Annotated in this window: 14 protein-coding genes; 6 read left to right on the top strand and 8 right to left on the bottom strand. The window is 65.8% G+C overall.

The genetic code is table 11. The features are described 5' to 3' along the window. Window positions 1-63: 63 nt before the first annotated feature. Genes rfaD through ACYQ6W_RS07280 form a run of 3 tightly spaced genes read right to left on the bottom strand, consistent with a single transcriptional unit; the run spans window position 64 to window position 3,770 of the window. A complete protein-coding gene (rfaD, locus tag ACYQ6W_RS07290) occupies window positions 64-1,047 on the bottom strand; it encodes an ADP-glyceromanno-heptose 6-epimerase (RefSeq protein WP_459674488.1) in 984 nt (327 codons plus the stop codon). Beyond that, complete coding sequence (locus ACYQ6W_RS07285; protein WP_459674487.1) at window positions 1,044-2,171, bottom strand: AGE family epimerase/isomerase; 1,128 nt, start codon at window positions 2,169-2,171, stop codon at window positions 1,044-1,046. Before ACYQ6W_RS07285 ends, rfaD begins: the two co-directional genes overlap by 4 nt. Window positions 2,172-2,225: 54 nt before the next feature. Beyond that, window positions 2,226-3,770, bottom strand: a complete 1,545-nt coding sequence (locus ACYQ6W_RS07280) for a PfkB family carbohydrate kinase (RefSeq protein WP_459674485.1) — start codon at window positions 3,768-3,770, stop codon at window positions 2,226-2,228. Between the two features lie 131 nt (window positions 3,771-3,901). Between ACYQ6W_RS07280 and ACYQ6W_RS07275 the strand changes: the two genes are divergently transcribed. Genes ACYQ6W_RS07275 through ACYQ6W_RS07265 form a run of 3 tightly spaced genes read left to right on the top strand, consistent with a single transcriptional unit; the run spans window position 3,902 to window position 8,108 of the window. After that, on the top strand, window positions 3,902-5,107 hold the full coding sequence (locus ACYQ6W_RS07275) for a CCA tRNA nucleotidyltransferase (RefSeq protein WP_459674483.1): 1,206 nt from the start codon (window positions 3,902-3,904) through the stop codon (window positions 5,105-5,107). Between the two features lie 14 nt (window positions 5,108-5,121). Beyond that, window positions 5,122-6,870, top strand: coding sequence for an ABC transporter ATP-binding protein (locus tag ACYQ6W_RS07270; protein WP_459674481.1), 1,749 nt, complete (start codon window positions 5,122-5,124; stop codon window positions 6,868-6,870). Next, window positions 6,867-8,108, top strand: coding sequence for a M20/M25/M40 family metallo-hydrolase (locus tag ACYQ6W_RS07265; protein WP_459674480.1), 1,242 nt, complete (start codon window positions 6,867-6,869; stop codon window positions 8,106-8,108). The genes ACYQ6W_RS07270 and ACYQ6W_RS07265 overlap by 4 nt, the downstream gene beginning before the upstream one ends. 65 nt (window positions 8,109-8,173) lie before the next feature. Here ACYQ6W_RS07265 and ACYQ6W_RS07260 read toward each other — a convergent pair whose 3' ends face one another. From ACYQ6W_RS07260 to ACYQ6W_RS07250, 3 genes are all read right to left on the bottom strand, one after another. Further along, window positions 8,174-8,353 (bottom strand): hypothetical protein, encoded by a 180-nt coding sequence (locus tag ACYQ6W_RS07260; RefSeq protein WP_459674479.1) that lies wholly within the window; start codon window positions 8,351-8,353, stop codon window positions 8,174-8,176. A gap of 80 nt (window positions 8,354-8,433) precedes the next feature. After that, the gene (locus ACYQ6W_RS07255; RefSeq protein ID WP_459674478.1) at window positions 8,434-9,585 is read right to left on the bottom strand and encodes a serine hydrolase domain-containing protein; all 1,152 of its coding nucleotides are present in this window, start codon (window positions 9,583-9,585) and stop codon (window positions 8,434-8,436) included. A 10-nt stretch (window positions 9,586-9,595) separates the two neighbouring features. Further along, a complete protein-coding gene (locus ACYQ6W_RS07250) occupies window positions 9,596-9,850 on the bottom strand; it encodes a hypothetical protein (RefSeq protein ID WP_459674477.1) in 255 nt (84 codons plus the stop codon). Window positions 9,851-10,086: 236 nt separating this feature from the next. Between ACYQ6W_RS07250 and ACYQ6W_RS07245 the strand changes: the two genes are divergently transcribed. From ACYQ6W_RS07245 to ACYQ6W_RS07235, 3 genes are all read left to right on the top strand, one after another. Then, on the top strand, window positions 10,087-10,344 hold the full coding sequence (locus ACYQ6W_RS07245; RefSeq protein WP_459674475.1) for a hypothetical protein: 258 nt from the start codon (window positions 10,087-10,089) through the stop codon (window positions 10,342-10,344). Between the two features lie 255 nt (window positions 10,345-10,599). Continuing rightward, the gene (locus ACYQ6W_RS07240) at window positions 10,600-11,943 is read left to right on the top strand and encodes an NtaA/DmoA family FMN-dependent monooxygenase (protein WP_459674473.1); all 1,344 of its coding nucleotides are present in this window, start codon (window positions 10,600-10,602) and stop codon (window positions 11,941-11,943) included. Between the two features lie 3 nt (window positions 11,944-11,946). Beyond that, a complete protein-coding gene (locus ACYQ6W_RS07235; RefSeq protein ID WP_459674472.1) occupies window positions 11,947-12,957 on the top strand; it encodes a 4-hydroxyproline epimerase in 1,011 nt (336 codons plus the stop codon). A 315-nt stretch (window positions 12,958-13,272) separates the two neighbouring features. Here ACYQ6W_RS07235 and ACYQ6W_RS07230 read toward each other — a convergent pair whose 3' ends face one another. Then, window positions 13,273-13,536, bottom strand: a complete 264-nt coding sequence (locus ACYQ6W_RS07230; RefSeq protein WP_459674471.1) for a hypothetical protein — start codon at window positions 13,534-13,536, stop codon at window positions 13,273-13,275. A gap of 311 nt (window positions 13,537-13,847) precedes the next feature. Continuing rightward, a partial coding sequence (locus ACYQ6W_RS07225) for an ATP-dependent nuclease (protein WP_459674470.1) occupies window positions 13,848-15,138 on the bottom strand: 1,291 nt, incomplete at its 5' end.

Genomic DNA, 15,138 nt, shown 5'->3' with positions numbered 1-15,138 from the left:
GGGCCGAAGGGTCCTTCTGGCTAGGCCTGCTTCGGACCGGCTGCGTAATGCGCCGGAGGAGGTTCAGCGGTAGGGGTCATCGGTATCGAGATAGGTGCGGACGAAATGGCCCACCGCTTCTTCCAGTTGGGTGCCTGGGCGGTTATATCCCGCCGCCTGCAGCCGCGCCGGATTGGCCTCGGTGAAATACTGGTAGCGCGGGCGCATCGCCTCCGGCATTTCGACGAAGCGGATCTTCCGTTCCAGGCCCAAGGAATCGAAGATTGACCCGACAAGGTCGATGAAGCTGCGGGCGCGGCCGCTGCCGAGGTTGAAGAGGCTCGTGCCACGATAACCATCGAGCAGCCAGAGGATCGCGTCCGTGATGTCGTGGACATAGACGAAGTCCCGCAACTGCTCACCGTCCGCATAGTCGGGCCGGTAGCTGCGGAAGAGGTCGATCGTCTCGCCGCGGCGGATCGCCGGGAAGTATTTCGAGACGAGGCTCATCATCGGTCCCTTGTGGTACTCGTTCGGACCGAAGACGTTGAAGAATTTCAGCCCGACGCAGACGGGCGGCAGCGGCTTGCCGCCTTCCAGGCGCGTCGAGACGACCTGGTCGAAGAGCTGCTTGCTCCAGCCGTAGAGATTGAGCGGCCGCAGGGTCTGCAGATAGGAGAGGGACAGGTCGTCATCGAACCCCGCCTCGCCGCCGCCATAGGTGGCCGCCGAGGAGGCGTAGATGAAAGGCACGCCCTGGGCGGTGCACCAGTCGAGCAGGGCCAGGGAGAAGCGGAAGTTCCGCTTCATCACGTCGTCCCCGTCCTGCGCGAGGGTCGAGGAATTGGCACCCATGTGCACGATCGCTTCGATGTCGCGGCGGCCGTCGAGCCAGGCCATCAGCTCCTCCGGGGGCACCACGTCCTGCAGCACGCGCTTGCGCAGGTTCTGCCACTTGCCCTCGCTCCGCAGCAGGTCGGAGACGACGACGTCGTGCCGGCCAGCGTCGTTCAGCGCGGCGACGATGTTGGAGCCGATGAAGCCCGCTCCCCCCGTGACGACGATCAAATCAGTCTACTCCTCAAGATTCGCGCGGCGGTGACATAGGCCGAGGTCAGGTGATAGAGGCTGCTGGCCGGAGCCGGCATGGCTGCGAAGCTGCCATCCTCGCGCCGTTGCTCCATCCACAAGCCAGGCGGTGCCGGGGCGATGTGCTGCTGCAACACCGCATAAGCGGCGAGGATGCGGCTCTCTTCCGGATCCCGGCGCAGCAGCTCCGCCTTCAGCCGTTCGGTCTGGGGCCAAAGCCGCTGGCCGGCCGATGCGACACTGCCGTCGCTCCATAACACGTCTACGAGTGCCCCGGTCTCCGGATGGATACCGAAACGATCATTGAAGCGGGTGAGCGCCCGCATCGCGGCGTCGAGGGCGGGAGGGACCGAGCGACCATGCTGGCGGCAGAGGCTTTCGTGCCAGTGCAGCAGCCAGATCCACTCGGCATGGTGGCCAGGCTCGACCGCAAACCGTCCGTGTTCGCGATGCGGCACCAGTCCCTCGTCGAAATACTCGGCGAGTGCGCCTTCGGAGGGCTGGAAGAGGCGGGTTAGAAAAAGATCGATCAGGCTTTCGGCGCGTGTGAGGAAGGGATCGCGACCGAATGCCTCGGTCGCGGCGAGGCAGGCTTCGAGCAGATGCATGTGCGGGTTCTGCCTGCGGGGCAGGCTGGGTGGCAGGCTTTCGCCATAGCCGCCGGCGGGATGCGGGAAGGCCTTCTGCAGGTAGCGGTCGAGCGCCAGGGCCTCGTCCCGCAAGACGGGATCGGGCCGGGCCTGCATGGCCGCAGCGAGAGCCAGCAGCACGAAGGCGTGGTCGTAGAGATCCCGCTTGGGGTCGATCACCCCGCCGCGCAGATCGAAGCGCCAATGGTAGCCGCCATCGGGGTCGAAGGCGTGGCGGCGTAGATAGTCGAGGCCAAGGTCCAGAGCGGCAGCCGCCGGTGTGAAGCCTTCCCGCAGCGCCTCGGCGAAGACGAAGCTCTGCCGCGTCACCACGCGCAGGCGACGGAACTCGGCCGAGCAGCTCAGATCCTCGAGGGCGATGAATTCGTGAAAGCCGACGGGCCGTCCGCCCGCCGCGTGGTCGATCCCCCTGGCGAGCCAGAAGGGCCAAGCGGTGTCACGGAGCCAAGTCATGGCCGTTTGAGAGGCGGCGAGTACAGCGGGGCTCGGCTGCAGGGGCACGGCAGATCAGCCTTTCGCGGGGTTCGCCGTTTCCAGGGCCGGCACGACGCTGCCGGTGCCGAGCCCCGTTTGACGCGCATCCATGGCCCCCATCCGCGCGATCATCTGCGTGGTGCTCGTGTTCGGCATGTAGGGGATGATGTCGACGCGGCCGCCATAGGCTTCCACCTCGGCACGGCCCACAACGGTCGCAGGCGTATAATCCCCGCCTTTGAACAGCACGTTCGGACGCAGGGCCAAGATGAGGTCGAGCGGCGTGTCCTCGCCGAAGAGGATGACGGCGTCCACCGCCTCGAGCGCGGCGGCGACCGTCAGACGGGCGGCTTCGTTCTGCACGGGCCGCTGCGGCCCCTTCAGCCGCTGCACCGAGGCGTCTGAGTTGAGCGCGAGGACCAGCCGATCCACCCGGTTGCGGGATTCGGTGAGCGTCCAGATGTGGCCGGGATGCAGCAGGTCGAAACAGCCATTGGTGAAACCAACGGACAGGCCGTCCGCCTGCCAGGCTTCCACCTGAGCACGCAGAGCCTCAGGGGCCGCGAAGATCTTGGAGGAGATGCGATGCTCATGCCGGCGCAGAAGCAGTTCGGCGAGTTCATCGGCCGTGGCGGCGGCGGTGCCCTTCTTGCCGACCGCGATGCCGGCAGCGGCATTGGCGATGCGCGTCGCTTCCGCAGGGGAGGCGCCGGCGGCGAGCGCCATGGCGAGGGCCGCGACCAGCGTATCGCCAGCTCCCGAGACGTCCGTCACACGGCGGGCGACCGTCGGAAAGCGCACGACCGTGCGGCCGTTCTCCACCAGTTGCACGCCTGCCTGGCTGCGCTTGACGACGAGACTCGCGACCCCGGAGGCTGCCGTGACCTCGGCGGCGGCGGCTTCCACGGCCGCGTCCTCCTGCGGCACGGCATGGCCCACGGCGAGCGACAGCTCGTGCAAATTGGGGGCGATGATCGTCGCACCCCGATAGCGCGCGAAATCCTGCCCCTTGGGATCGACGATGACGGGAATGCCGCGGCGCTTGGCTTCCGCACCCACCGCTTGCATCAGCGTGGGCTGTAAGACGCCTTTGAGGTAGTCCGAGAAAATGACGATCTCGGCCTGGGCGACCGCTGCCACCGCCCGCCCTGTGAGCGCGGCGAGCACGCTGCCCTCCGCCGGGCGCGTCACCTCCCAGTCCAGCCGCAGCAGATGCGTGTTGTACTGCGGATTGACCAGCCTGACCTTGAGGGTCGTCGAGCGCCCCGGATCGGTGACGAGATCGGGCTCGATGCCGGGAAAGCGGGCCAGTTCCTCCGTCAGTTCGCTGGCGATCGCGTCTCCGCCGCAGAGGCCCACAAGGTGGCAGACGCCGCCCAAAGCGAGCACGTTCATGGCAACGTTGGCAGCCCCGCCCAGCATCTGTTCCTGCCGGTCCGCGGCCAGGATCAGCGAGGGTGCCTCCGGGGAGACGCGTTCGGTGCGGCCATAGACAAACCGGTCGAGCATCACGTCGCCGATGACGAGGATCCGGCGGCCGGCCATGGCGCTCAGGATGTCGGCAATCGGCTTGGACATTGGGTGCTCCCCGCTTAAGGCGCGTCGGCCTCGCTTACCGCGGCCAGGAAAAATGGCCAAATGCCGCATTTTTGGCTAGGCAGCGGAACGGGCCTCGCGGCTCGCGACCGCGCTCCATTCTGGCACAGGTGATGGCCTCAATCGACCCGACACCGCTTCTCTCCCTGCCGGGCGTCCGCCCGGTGCTCGCGGCGCTGCCGGCTGCGCGCATCGTGGGCGGCGCAGTGCGCGATCTTCTGGCGCAACGGCCCGTCGCGGACGTCGACGTCGCGACTCCCACGCCCCCTGACGCGACGATGCGTGCTTTGCAGGCCGCTGGCATTCGAGCCATCCCCACGGGCCTCGCCCATGGCACGGTCACCGCCGTGGCCGAGGGTGGCACGATCGAAGTGACGACGCTGCGGCAGGACGTGGAGACCGACGGGCGCCACGCGGTCGTCGCCTTCACCGAGGATTTCGCCGTGGATGCCGCCCGGCGGGACTTCACCATCAATGCCATGTCGCTGAACGTGGACGGCACCCTCTTCGACTATTTCTGCGGCGCGGAGGATCTCGCGGCGGGGCGTGTGCGCTTCGTGGGCGCGCCGGCCGAACGCATTGCCGAGGATTACCTCCGCATCCTGCGCTTCTTCCGCTTCCACATCCGCTATGGCCGGGAAGCACCCGATGCCGAGACGGCCGCGGCCCTGCAGGCGGCGGCGCCGAAGCTTGGCACTCTCTCCGCCGAGCGCCTGTGGTCGGAGACCGGGAAGATTCTGGGCACGCCCTATCCGCGCGCCGGCCTTGCGCTGATGGCCGATCTCGGCGTCTTCGCGGCCCTGCTGCCCGAGGCCGCACCCGGGTGGCCGGCGCGGCTCGGCCGGCTGGCGACGGCCGGCGCGCCCCCCGAGCCCTTGCTGCGCCTGGCGGCGATCGTCGACGACGCGGCGCGGGGTGATGCGCTGGCGCTCCGCTGGAAATTCTCCAATGTCGAGCGGGAGCGGCTTGCCCAGCTGTTGACCGGCGCGGTGCCGGGACCGGAGGCGGGCCCCGTGGCCTTGCGCCAGGCGCTGGCCGATACGCCACGCGACGTCCTGGTCGGCCGGTCCTTTCTGCGGCATGCGCCCGGACCGGACGCTGCGGGGCTGCGCCAGAGGCTTGCGGCCATGGAGGCGCCGATCTTCCCCCTGCAGGGTCGCGACGGCCTGGCGCTCGGCCTGACACCGGGGCCGGCGCTGGGCGCGGCGTTGCGGGCGGTGCGGGCCTGGTGGATCGCGCGCGGATGCAACGATGACGAAGAAGCCTGCCGTGCGGAGCTCGCACGCCAGGCCGGGGTGGCCGATCGGCCCGCTTCTTGATACAGGGCCGCGCGATGAGCACCTTGCCAACCAATGAATCAACCCGTGCCTTGGTCCGACGCCTGTGGCGCGAGCATTTGCGCGGCTACAAGGGGCGGATCGTCATCGTCGCGATCCTGACGGCGCTCGTCGCCGGCGCCACCGCACTCTACCCCGCGGTGATCGACCAGGCCTTCAGCATGTTCGTGCGCAAGGATCAGCGCATCCTCTACCAGATTCCCATTCTGGTGCTGGTGGTGACGGGCTTCAAAGCCGCCGTACAGTTCGGCCAGTCGGTGGCCACACAGAACCTCGTCCTGCTCGTCATCCGCGACTTGCAGAACCGCATGTTCGGGCATCTCGTGACCTCCGACCTGCAACGGATGGAACGGGAGGCACCGGCGCAGCTCGCCGCGCGCTTCACCACGGATGCCGCGACCATCCGTGAGGCGATGACCCGCGCGGTCAACGGCGTGTCCGATTCCATGACCGTCGTCGGCCTCGTCGCCTCCATGGTCTACATGGATTGGTTGATGAGCGTGCTGGCTCTCGCCCTCTATCCCTTGGCCGCCGTACCCATCCAGCGCATCGGCAAGCGCGTGCGCCGTGCCTCCGGCAATATGCAGGAGCGGATGGGCGAGACGGCGATGGTGCTGAACGAGAGCTTCGCCCAGAGCCGCACCGTGCGTGCCTACCGGCTGGAAGACGTGGAGCGGCACCGTGCCGAGCGGGTCTTCTCCCAGCTCTACCGTGCGCTGCTGCGCATGGTGCGCACCCGCGCCGGTGTCGATCCTGTGCTCGAAGTGCTGGGCGGCGTCACCGTCGCCCTCGTCATCGGCTTTGCCGGCTGGCGCGCTGCTGCCGGGGCCGCGACGCTCGGCAATTTCTCGGGTTTCGTCGCGGCGCTGATGCTCGCCTCCCGTCCTCTGCGCTCCCTCGGCTCCCTCAATGCCGCGGTGCAGGAGGGGCTCGCCGGCCTCGCCCGGTCCTTCTCCGTCATCGACGAGCAGCCCGCCATCGCCGACGGCCCTGGGGCCGCGCCGCTTCCCCCTGGCCCGGGCGCGCTCTGCTTCCGCGACGTGCGCTTCACCTATCCCGACGGACGGCCGGGGCTGCAGGGGCTGAGCTTCGCCGCCCAGCCGGGCCAGACCATTGCCCTGGTCGGTGCTTCCGGCGCAGGCAAATCGACCGCCCTCGCCCTCATTCCCCGCCTCTATGAGGTCGAGAGTGGCGCCATCGAAATCGACGGGCATGACATCCGCGGTGTCACCCTCGAAAGCCTGCGCGACGCGATCGCCTATGTCGGCCAGGATTCCCTGCTCTTCGACGATACGGTGGAAGCCAATATCCGCATGGGCCGGCCGGGCGCGACCGAGGAGGAGGTGGCCCAGGCGGTGGATGCCGCCGCCGCCTTCTTCGTTGCCGACCTGCCGGAAGGCGCGCAGACCATCGTCGGCCATAACGGCAGCCGTCTTTCCGGCGGTCAGCGCCAGCGCGTCTGTCTCGCCCGCGCTTTCCTGCGCAGCCCCCGCATCCTTCTGCTCGACGAGGCGACGAGCGCCCTCGACGCCGAGAGCGAAGCGGCCGTGCAGTCCGCGCTAACCCATCTCCGCGCCGGGCGCACCACGGTGATCGTCGCGCACCGCCTGTCGACCGTGCGCAGCGCGGATCTCGTCGTCGTCATGGCCGAGGGGCGGGCAGTGGAGTGGGGCACCCATGCCGAGCTGGTGGCGCAGGACGGCATCTACGCGAACCTCGTAAGAACCCAGGGACTGATGCCATGAGCAGCGTGACGGCAACGCAGGACGAGGCCGTGCGCGCGGCCGTGCTCTCCCGCTTCGAGGCCGAGGTCGCGTTTCTCGCGGCGCTCGTGCGCCAGTCGTCCGACAATCCGCCGGGCGATTGTGCGCCCCACGCGGCGATGGCGGCAGGACTGCTCGAAGCCCTGGGTTTCACGGTGGAGCGGCATCCGGTGCCCGAGCCGGTGGTGCAGGCAGCCGGCATGATCTCGGCGACGAACCTCATCATCCGCCATCGCTTCGGGCCCGGTCCGGTCATCGCGCTCAACGCGCATGGGGACGTGGTGGCGCCGGGCGAGGGATGGACGCACGACCCATACGGTGCCGAAATCGTCGACGGGCGGATGTTCGGCCGCGGCGTCGCCGTCTCGAAATCCGACTTCGCTACCTATGCCTTCGCACTGCTGGCCCTGCGGGACGCTGACCTGCCGCTGGAAGGCGCGGTGGAACTGCACCTCACCTATGACGAGGAAACCGGCGGGCTCATCGGCCCGGGCTGGATTCTGGAACAGGGGCTTTCCGAGCCGGATTACGCGATCAGCGCGGGCTTCGCCTATGGAGTGACCATTGCCCATAACGGCTGCCTGCATCTGGAGGTGACGGTGCGTGGCCGTTCGGCCCATGCCGCCCGGCCGGAGACGGGGGCGGACGCACTGGCGGCGGCGACACAGATCCTCTCCGCCCTCTATGCCTTCCGCGGCGGGCTCGCCGCACGTGTCTCGGCCGTGCCCGGCATCGGCCACGCCAATCTCAACGTCGGCCTCATCGCGGGCGGCATCAACACCAATGTCGTGCCGGATCGCGTCACCTTCCGCATCGACCGCCGCATGATTCCGGAAGAGAACCCGGGCGCGGTCGAGCAGGAGCTGCGCGACCTGATTGCCCAGGCGGCGGCCGGCCTGCCCGGCATCGCCGTGAATGTCACCCAGATTTTGGTGGTGCGGCCGATGGAGATGGTGCCCGGGCAGGACAAGCTGGTGGATGCGTTGACTGATGCGGCTCAGACGGTGCTGGGCGAGCGGATCGGCGCCGAAGGCACGCCGATCTATTGCGATGCGCGGCTCTATACCGAGCGTGGCATCCCGACCGTCCTGTATGGCGCCGGTCCTCGCACCATGCTGGAAGCCAACGGCCACCGGGCGGACGAAAACCTCGTGCTCTCGGACCTCCAGGCCGCGACCCAGGTCGTGGCGCTCGCCATCACCCGCCTGCTCGCCGCCTGAACAAAAAAAGCCCCGCGGCTGTTCGGGCCGCGGGGCTCTGGTCTCTCAGCCGGATGGCAGAGAGCTTACATCTTCTGCTGCACGGACTGTGCGGCGTCGGTGGTGGCCTGGCCGGTGTTCTTCACATCCTGCCCGGCGCCCGCCACCGTATTGCAGGCCGAGAGGCTGATCGCGGCGCCCGCCAGCATCAGCCCCATCAGCGCCACCCGCATCATCCGCCCGTCCAGTCGCATCGCCTTCGTCATCTCCGTTCTCCACGTTCCAATGAAGAGGAGGTGGGCGGGATCACGGCGAAGAGAAGAAAGGCCGAAAGGTCACATTTCGGTTACGCATAGGCCGCCCGCACCAGCTCACGCGTGAAGGGGCCGTTCGTGCCTTCCAGCGCGGTGTTGGTAAGCGCGACGGCACTGAGACCAGCAGCAGGATCGACCCAAAAGCTCGTGCCGAAAGCGCCGCCCCAGCCCCAGGCGCCGGGGTTTTGCGGCGTCTCCCCAGCGGCGGGATCGCGCAGGCAGGCGACGCCGAGGCCGAAGCCCCAGCCGGGCGTATCGGTGGCGAGGTCCGGAATCGCATCCCCGACCAGGGCGGCGGTGGAGGCGGCGGAGAGGATCGGCGCACCGCCCCCGCGCAAGGCTTCCAGGAAGCGCATGTAATCCGCCGCCGTGCCGATCATCCCAGCGCCACCAGTCGGATAAGCCTGCACATCATAGGCGCGGCTCGGTGAGTAATGGACCTCGCCGAGCGCCGGATCGGGCTGATGCAGCACGAAAGGCTCGGTCATCCGCCGCGGCGCCTCGCCGGGTGCGGCGGGATCGGCATAGGGGGTGGCGAGCGGCGTTGCCGCCGTCGCGCGGAAGCGCGTCTCCGTCATGCCGAGCGGCTGGGTGATCCGCTCGGACACCAGATCGGGCAGGCTCTGGCCCGAGGCTGCTTCCAGCACGGCGCCCAGCACGTCCGTCGCCAGGGAATAATGCCAGGCGGTGCCGGGCGCGAAGCGCAGCGGCTGGCCCGCGAGGCGACGCAGGTTTTCGGCGAGCGTGATGCCGGGCGCATCAAGCCCGTCCGAAATGCCCGCCGCGACATAGGCCGAGGGCTCGGGCTGCAGGAAGCCGTAGGAGAGGCCGGCCGTATGGCTCAGCAGATGGCGGATGCGGATTTCGGCGACCGCGCCATCCGGCGTCTTCGGATGAAACTCGGGCAGGAAGCGCGTCACCGGATCGTCGAGCGTCAGCAGCCCGGCTTCGGCCAGGGCGAGGGTCGTGACCGAGACGATGGGCTTCGTCATGCTCGCGAGCCGGAAGACGGTGTTCATCGTCATCGGCCGCTCGGCCTCGCGGTCCGCCAGGCCGACGGCCTTCTCATAGAAGGGCTGGCCGTCCCGGAAGAGGAGCACGGCGGCGCCGACCAGGCGCCGTTCGGCGATGACGCGGTCGAGCAGGGCGTCGAGCGCCGGGTGGGTAGTTTCAGGTCGGATCATGATGCGGGCCTCAGAAATCGGCGTTCTGGTCGTCCGCGAAATCCCCGAAGCTGTCGGCGATGGCGAGGACCTCGGGTTCGGAGCGGAAGAGCGTCTTCTGCTCCGGCGTCATCAGGCGCCAGGCGACGCGGCCGATGTCTTCCAGATCGGCGATGCGCTGGGCGGTGTCGGCTGTCTCCCCATGGATGCGGGCGAGGGCGAAATAGCTCTCGATATCCTCAGGGTCGAAGCCGTGCGGGCCCGATGCCGCTGCCCCTCTGCTCATGCTCTGCCGCTCCCTCTGCCGGCCGCGCAGGCGGCCCGGCTCACGCTCCAGCAATCGTGCCGGGGACGCAAGGGCCATCTGCGCTTTGGCCTCTGGCGCAAATGACGCGAGGTGCGACATTCGTGCATCCCTGCCTGTGCAATTCGTTGTAGCGAATAGAGCACGTAATACTGGACAAGAACCGCGAAAGGGGCTAATGCTGCGCTGCAACAACGGATCATAGGAACACCCCGAAAATGGCGACCTTCGCTGACCTCAACGGCACCCGTAGCGCCCAGGACAGCTTCGGCAATGCCACCGACTTCCTCGGCTTCGTCACCGTCTTCCGCGGCCTCAAGCTGCTGCGCCAGGCAATGGCGGACCGCCGCGCCGAGCGGGCCGAGCGCCTGCAGATGGCCCGCGAGCTGGACACCTACTCCGACCGCGAGCTGGGCGAGCTGGGCTTCAGCCGTGCCGACCTGCCGCGGATCGTGGCCGGCACCTACGCGCGCTGAGCGCATCACCCCGGCGCCTGAACGGCCGGGGTTCTGAGATTGCGGAGGGGAGGCATCCTCCCTTCCGGACGATTGCCCCCGGGTGACCCTCCTCCTGGCACCCGGGCGCGGCGACCCTGCCGGGCCGCCGGTGCCTGACGCTCCTCCCATGCTTTGTCAGCGCATCGCGGCCCGGCGGGGACTTCGCAAACCGCTTTCCCCAAAGGCCGGAGCATCCTAGGCTCGCCGCGATACGCGCGCGCGAAGGATCTCCGCTTGGCCAAGCCCCGCATGCATCTCGGCTTCGACATCTCGTACACCCACATGGGCGGACGGTGGCGGATGCCGGGGGCCTGGCCCGGCCGTCATTTCCCCGATGTCGAGATGTTCGAGGAGATCGCCCGCATCGCCGAGCGCGGCTGCCTGGACATGATCTTTTCCGGGGACGGCACGGGCATTCCCGATACCTGGCGCGGCTCGCCCGACGCCGCCATCGAATGGGGCATCAGCTGGCCGCGCCAGGACCTCAATCCCGTCATGGTCGCGATGGCACGGGTGACGAAGCATATCGGCTTCGGCCTCACCTATTCCTCGACCTTCATGCACCCCTACTACGTGGCGCGGCTGATGAACTCGCTCGATCATCTGACGGGCGGGCGCATCGCGATGAATCTCGTCACCTCCACCCGCACATCGGACGCCGCCAATTTCGGCTTCGACGCTCTGATGGAGCATGGCGCCCGCTATGAGCGAATGGAGGAATTCGTCGAGGTTTGCCGCAAGCTGTGGGACAGCACCGAGCCTGACGCCATGCTCTGGGATTATGAGACCGGGCGGGTGACGGACCCGGCCAAGGTGCATCGCGTACGCCATGAGGGCCGCTTCTTCAAGGTGGAAGGCGCGCTCAACACGCCGCCCTCGCCGCAGGGGCGGCCGGTGCTGATTCAGGCTGGCGGCTCGCCGCGCGGCATCCGCGCCTCGGCGTACGTTGCCGATTACGTCTTCGGCCCCGACATGGCGCTGTCCCGCCAGGTGAAGCATCGCGCCGCGCTGGACGAGGCGCTGGTCGCGCAGGGGCGCGACCCCGCGACCGTCGGCATTCTGTGGCAGACGCCGATCGTGGTGGGGGAGACGGAGGCGGAGGCCCTGGCACAGCGGGAACGGCTGCTGACGGCGATCCCTCAGGAGGCCGTGGGCGCTTATCTTTCCTACAACAACGGCTATGACTTCTCGACCCTGCCGGAACGCTTCACGCTGGCCGAGGTGCAGGCGCAAATCGTCGCGGCCCAGGCCTCGCCCATCGGCTTCGTGCACGAGCTGAGCCTGGCGCTGGGCGCCGAGACCGAAATCAGCCGCGAGACCTTCTTCGACTATGGCGTGAAGAGTGCGACCGCCTACGACAAGACGATTGCGGGCTCACCCAGCCAGATCGCGGACATGCTGGAAGAAGCCTTCGAGGCGACGGGCAGCCGCGGCGGCTTCATGCTGGGCCATACCGTCTCCGTGCCGGCCGACCTCATTCGCATCGTCGATCTGCTGGTGCCGGAATTGCAGCGGCGCGGCCGTTTCCGCACCGAATACCGCACGCGCACCCTGCGCGAGACGCTTCAGGAGGCCTGACCGATGAGCGTGACGGGCGTGCACACCTTCAGCTGTCTCGACGGCCATACCTGCGGCAATCCCGTCCGCCTCGTCTCGGGCGGCGGCCCCATCCTGCAAGGCGAGACGATGAGCGCGCGACGGCAGGATTTCCTGGCGCGTTACGACTGGATCAGGCGCGCCCTGATGTTCGAGCCGCGCGGGCATGACGTGATGAGCGGCTCCATTCTCTATCCACCGACGCGCACCGATTGCGACATCGGCATTCTCTTCATCGAGGTCTCGGGCTGCCTGCCGATGTGCGGCCACGGCACCATTGGCACGGTGACGATGGCGCTGGAGAACGGGCTCGCCACGCCGCGGGAGGAGGGCGTGCTGGCGCTGGATGCGCCGGCCGGCCGCGTGCTTGCCGAATACCGGCCGGAGGGGCGCTTCATCGAAAGCGTGCGCATCCACAACGTGCCTTCCTACCTCGCCGCCGCAGATGTGGTGATCGACGTGCCGGGCTTGGGCGAACTCGTGGTGGATGTGGCGTACGGCGGCAATTTCTACGCCATCATCGAGCCGCAGAAGAATTACGCGGGGCTCGACGCCCTCTCCGCCGGGAACATTCTGCGCCTCAGCCCCCTCGTGCGGCGGCTGATGCAGCAGGCGGTGGAGGTGGTGCATCCCGAGGATGCGACGATCCGCGGCGTCAGCCACGTGCAATGGACGGGGCCGGCGCGCGACCCGCGCGCCCATGCCCGCAACGCCGTCTTCTACGGCGACAAGGCGATTGACCGCTCACCCTGCGGCACCGGCACCTCCGCCCGCATGGCGCAGCTCGCGGCGCGCGGGCGGCTGAACGTGGGCGATGATTTCGTGCATGAAAGCATCATCGGCAGCCTCTTCGACGGCCGCGTGGAAGCGGCGGCCGCGGTGGGGCCATTCGCCGCCATCCGCCCGAGCATTGCCGGCTGGGCGCGCTTGACCGGGATCAACACGATCTTCGTCGATCCGCGCGATCCCTTCGCGCATGGGTTCCAGGTGGGGTGAGGCGGGTGGCGCTCGGCCTTTATTGAGCGAGCCACTCTCCGATCGCTCATTCGTCATCCTCGTGCTTGTCACGGGGATCTACTGGGTGAAGTTCTACTCTGACCGTGCTTCTGGAGTCTGTCAGTCTTTCGTTGAAACAACTCAGGCCGTCATGCCCACAAGTGGGCATCTTTTTGACCGTCACAGATATCGCCGTCGCCGGGAAGGGCGCCCCACCTTCAGAAGATACCCGCTTGCGCGGGTATGACGGTGTTGAAGGGTCGATTCCAACTCAAACGGGCGAACTCTACCAAGCGCGATGCCGCCGCTGCTTGCTCAGAATGGCATGAAGGGAAGCCTCAAGAGCCGGAGGGCAGCCCAGAGACCCAGGATGAAAAACAGCAGGGTGGCATAGCGCAGGGCGGGCCGATTGCGGCGGTAGAACAGGTGGTCCAAGCGCATGCCGAGCAGGCCGATGACGACAGGCAGCGCCGCCCCGACACCGAAGGTCATGACGATTTTGGCGAAGGGCGTGCCGTCATCATCGAAGAGGAGTCCGATGAACAGCAGCAGGAGGCAGATTCCAGAGATATAGCTCACCTCCAGCCATAGAATGATCCACAGGAGCCAAATGAGCCACGGCGCATCTCTTCTGCCGGCTGGCGTGGATGGGTGGTTCATTGAAGCTCCCATGAGGCTAGCAAGTGAAGCGCCCGTAAGGTCATCAAGGTTATCTAGGCACTGGGCACATAGAGCGCTCATTCTCTAAGGTTACTAAGCTTCTGGCGAGCAATAGGCTTATCTTCGTCATCGCAGAGTGGGGCCGCCTGTGGCTCGATCCGGCGATCCGTATCTGGGTGCGACACAACGTGTGAATGCCCGGCCCAAGGCGCGGCCAGCAACGGTAGGCATCACGGGGTGATGCCTATCTCTTCTAGTTTGTATCGAAGAGAATTCTCAAATTCCACACTTGCCTTGGCAAGCAAATTTTGCCTCTGGCCTAATTTATCAGGAAGTTGCCGATTAAGAACTTTCAACAGTTCTTTTCCACAAACATTCTGGAACTGAGCTTCCGCTCCCTCGGGCCAAAGTTCGTCTGTTGCAGGGCCGCCACCATCGCGCCAAAACTTCAAATTTGCCTCCCGGCGTTTGTCTTTGAATTTTGTCCGCAATTCGTCCGTGCTTTTCTTGATAATTTCGGAAACTATATTGCTCGCTTCCGCAATATCAATACTATATACATCCGAAATATTGTCGGCAGTGCAATGATATGCCTCGACGTCACAGAGGGGGGGTGAAAAGATCGTCATTTCCCTGCTTGTGTAGTCTTTCCCCCAAATCTCCAATTCAGCATCGCTAAGAAAATCGCGATCTCGATGAATTAAAACAGCAGGCTTTCTCTGAAGCAAGTCGCACATCGCCTTGATCGCGACAGCTGATCCTGCGTTGTTTATGCCATTATAAGAAATTACTTTCACGCGATCGGAAAGGCCCAAGCTGACGACAGCCGACTCAATGATATTCTTGCCACGGTCTTCTGTGCATATAATGCAATCTGCACCTCTAGAATCAAGTTGATCAAGTGCGCCCAAATCGACCAAAACGGTTGCTAGATCACGACAATCGTCAGACTCGACTTGACCGTCCTTCATCCAGATAATCTTTGTATCAAGTGCCGCCGAAGCTAAAAGATGCCGACTATGCGTAGACACAACAACCGTTGCTCCATAGTCACTAGAAATTTTGTCGAAAGCACGAGAGAGTAGAACTTGCCGTGACGGATGAAGATGGTTATCTGGTTCGTCAATTAACAAAAAGATGGGGCTGAACAATGCAACATACGAAATAATTTGAAGCAACTGAAGGACGCCGGTTCCTGCTAGATCCAGAGGGATAAACTTCCTGCCATCCAGGGATACTTCCACTTTCAAATAAGTATCAAATTCAGAATTATGGTTAAGGCGGATGCTAAAAGCCCCTACTAGATCAGTCATAATTTCTTCGACTTTGTAGAGCAATTTTCTTTCATGTAGCAGTCTTATTACATTCCTGAATACAAGATTCGCGTCGCCTCCTGCGGCTTTTTGAAAAACACTCGCATAGCTCTTAGAGGCCATTTCGGAATCAACGCGGAACGTGTTCAGCGAGGGGTTGGATGGCCGTGCCAGATGTGATTCTGGGCAGGTGTTCGAAGCCTTGCCG

The sequence above is a fragment of the Acidisoma sp. 7E03 genome, assembly GCF_054665075.1.
Note: the sequence above shows the minus strand (reverse complement) of the source record. Positions and strands in the feature narration are given on the sequence as shown.

Coding starts and splice junctions, on each gene's coding strand:
- ACYQ6W_RS07285 (WP_459674487.1), bottom strand. CDS start 2,171: ATGACTTGGCTCCGTGACACCGCTTGGCCCTTCTGGCTCGCCAGGGGG.
- ACYQ6W_RS07280 (WP_459674485.1), bottom strand. CDS start 3,770: ATGTCCAAGCCGATTGCCGACATCCTGAGCGCCATGGCCGGCCGCCGG.
- ACYQ6W_RS07275 (WP_459674483.1), top strand. CDS start 3,902: ATGGCCTCAATCGACCCGACACCGCTTCTCTCCCTGCCGGGCGTCCGC.
- ACYQ6W_RS07270 (WP_459674481.1), top strand. CDS start 5,122: ATGAGCACCTTGCCAACCAATGAATCAACCCGTGCCTTGGTCCGACGC.
- ACYQ6W_RS07265 (WP_459674480.1), top strand. CDS start 6,867: ATGAGCAGCGTGACGGCAACGCAGGACGAGGCCGTGCGCGCGGCCGTG.
- ACYQ6W_RS07260 (WP_459674479.1), bottom strand. CDS start 8,353: ATGACGAAGGCGATGCGACTGGACGGGCGGATGATGCGGGTGGCGCTG.
- ACYQ6W_RS07255 (WP_459674478.1), bottom strand. CDS start 9,585: ATGATCCGACCTGAAACTACCCACCCGGCGCTCGACGCCCTGCTCGAC.
- ACYQ6W_RS07250 (WP_459674477.1), bottom strand. CDS start 9,850: ATGAGCAGAGGGGCAGCGGCATCGGGCCCGCACGGCTTCGACCCTGAG.
- ACYQ6W_RS07245 (WP_459674475.1), top strand. CDS start 10,087: ATGGCGACCTTCGCTGACCTCAACGGCACCCGTAGCGCCCAGGACAGC.
- ACYQ6W_RS07235 (WP_459674472.1), top strand. CDS start 11,947: ATGAGCGTGACGGGCGTGCACACCTTCAGCTGTCTCGACGGCCATACC.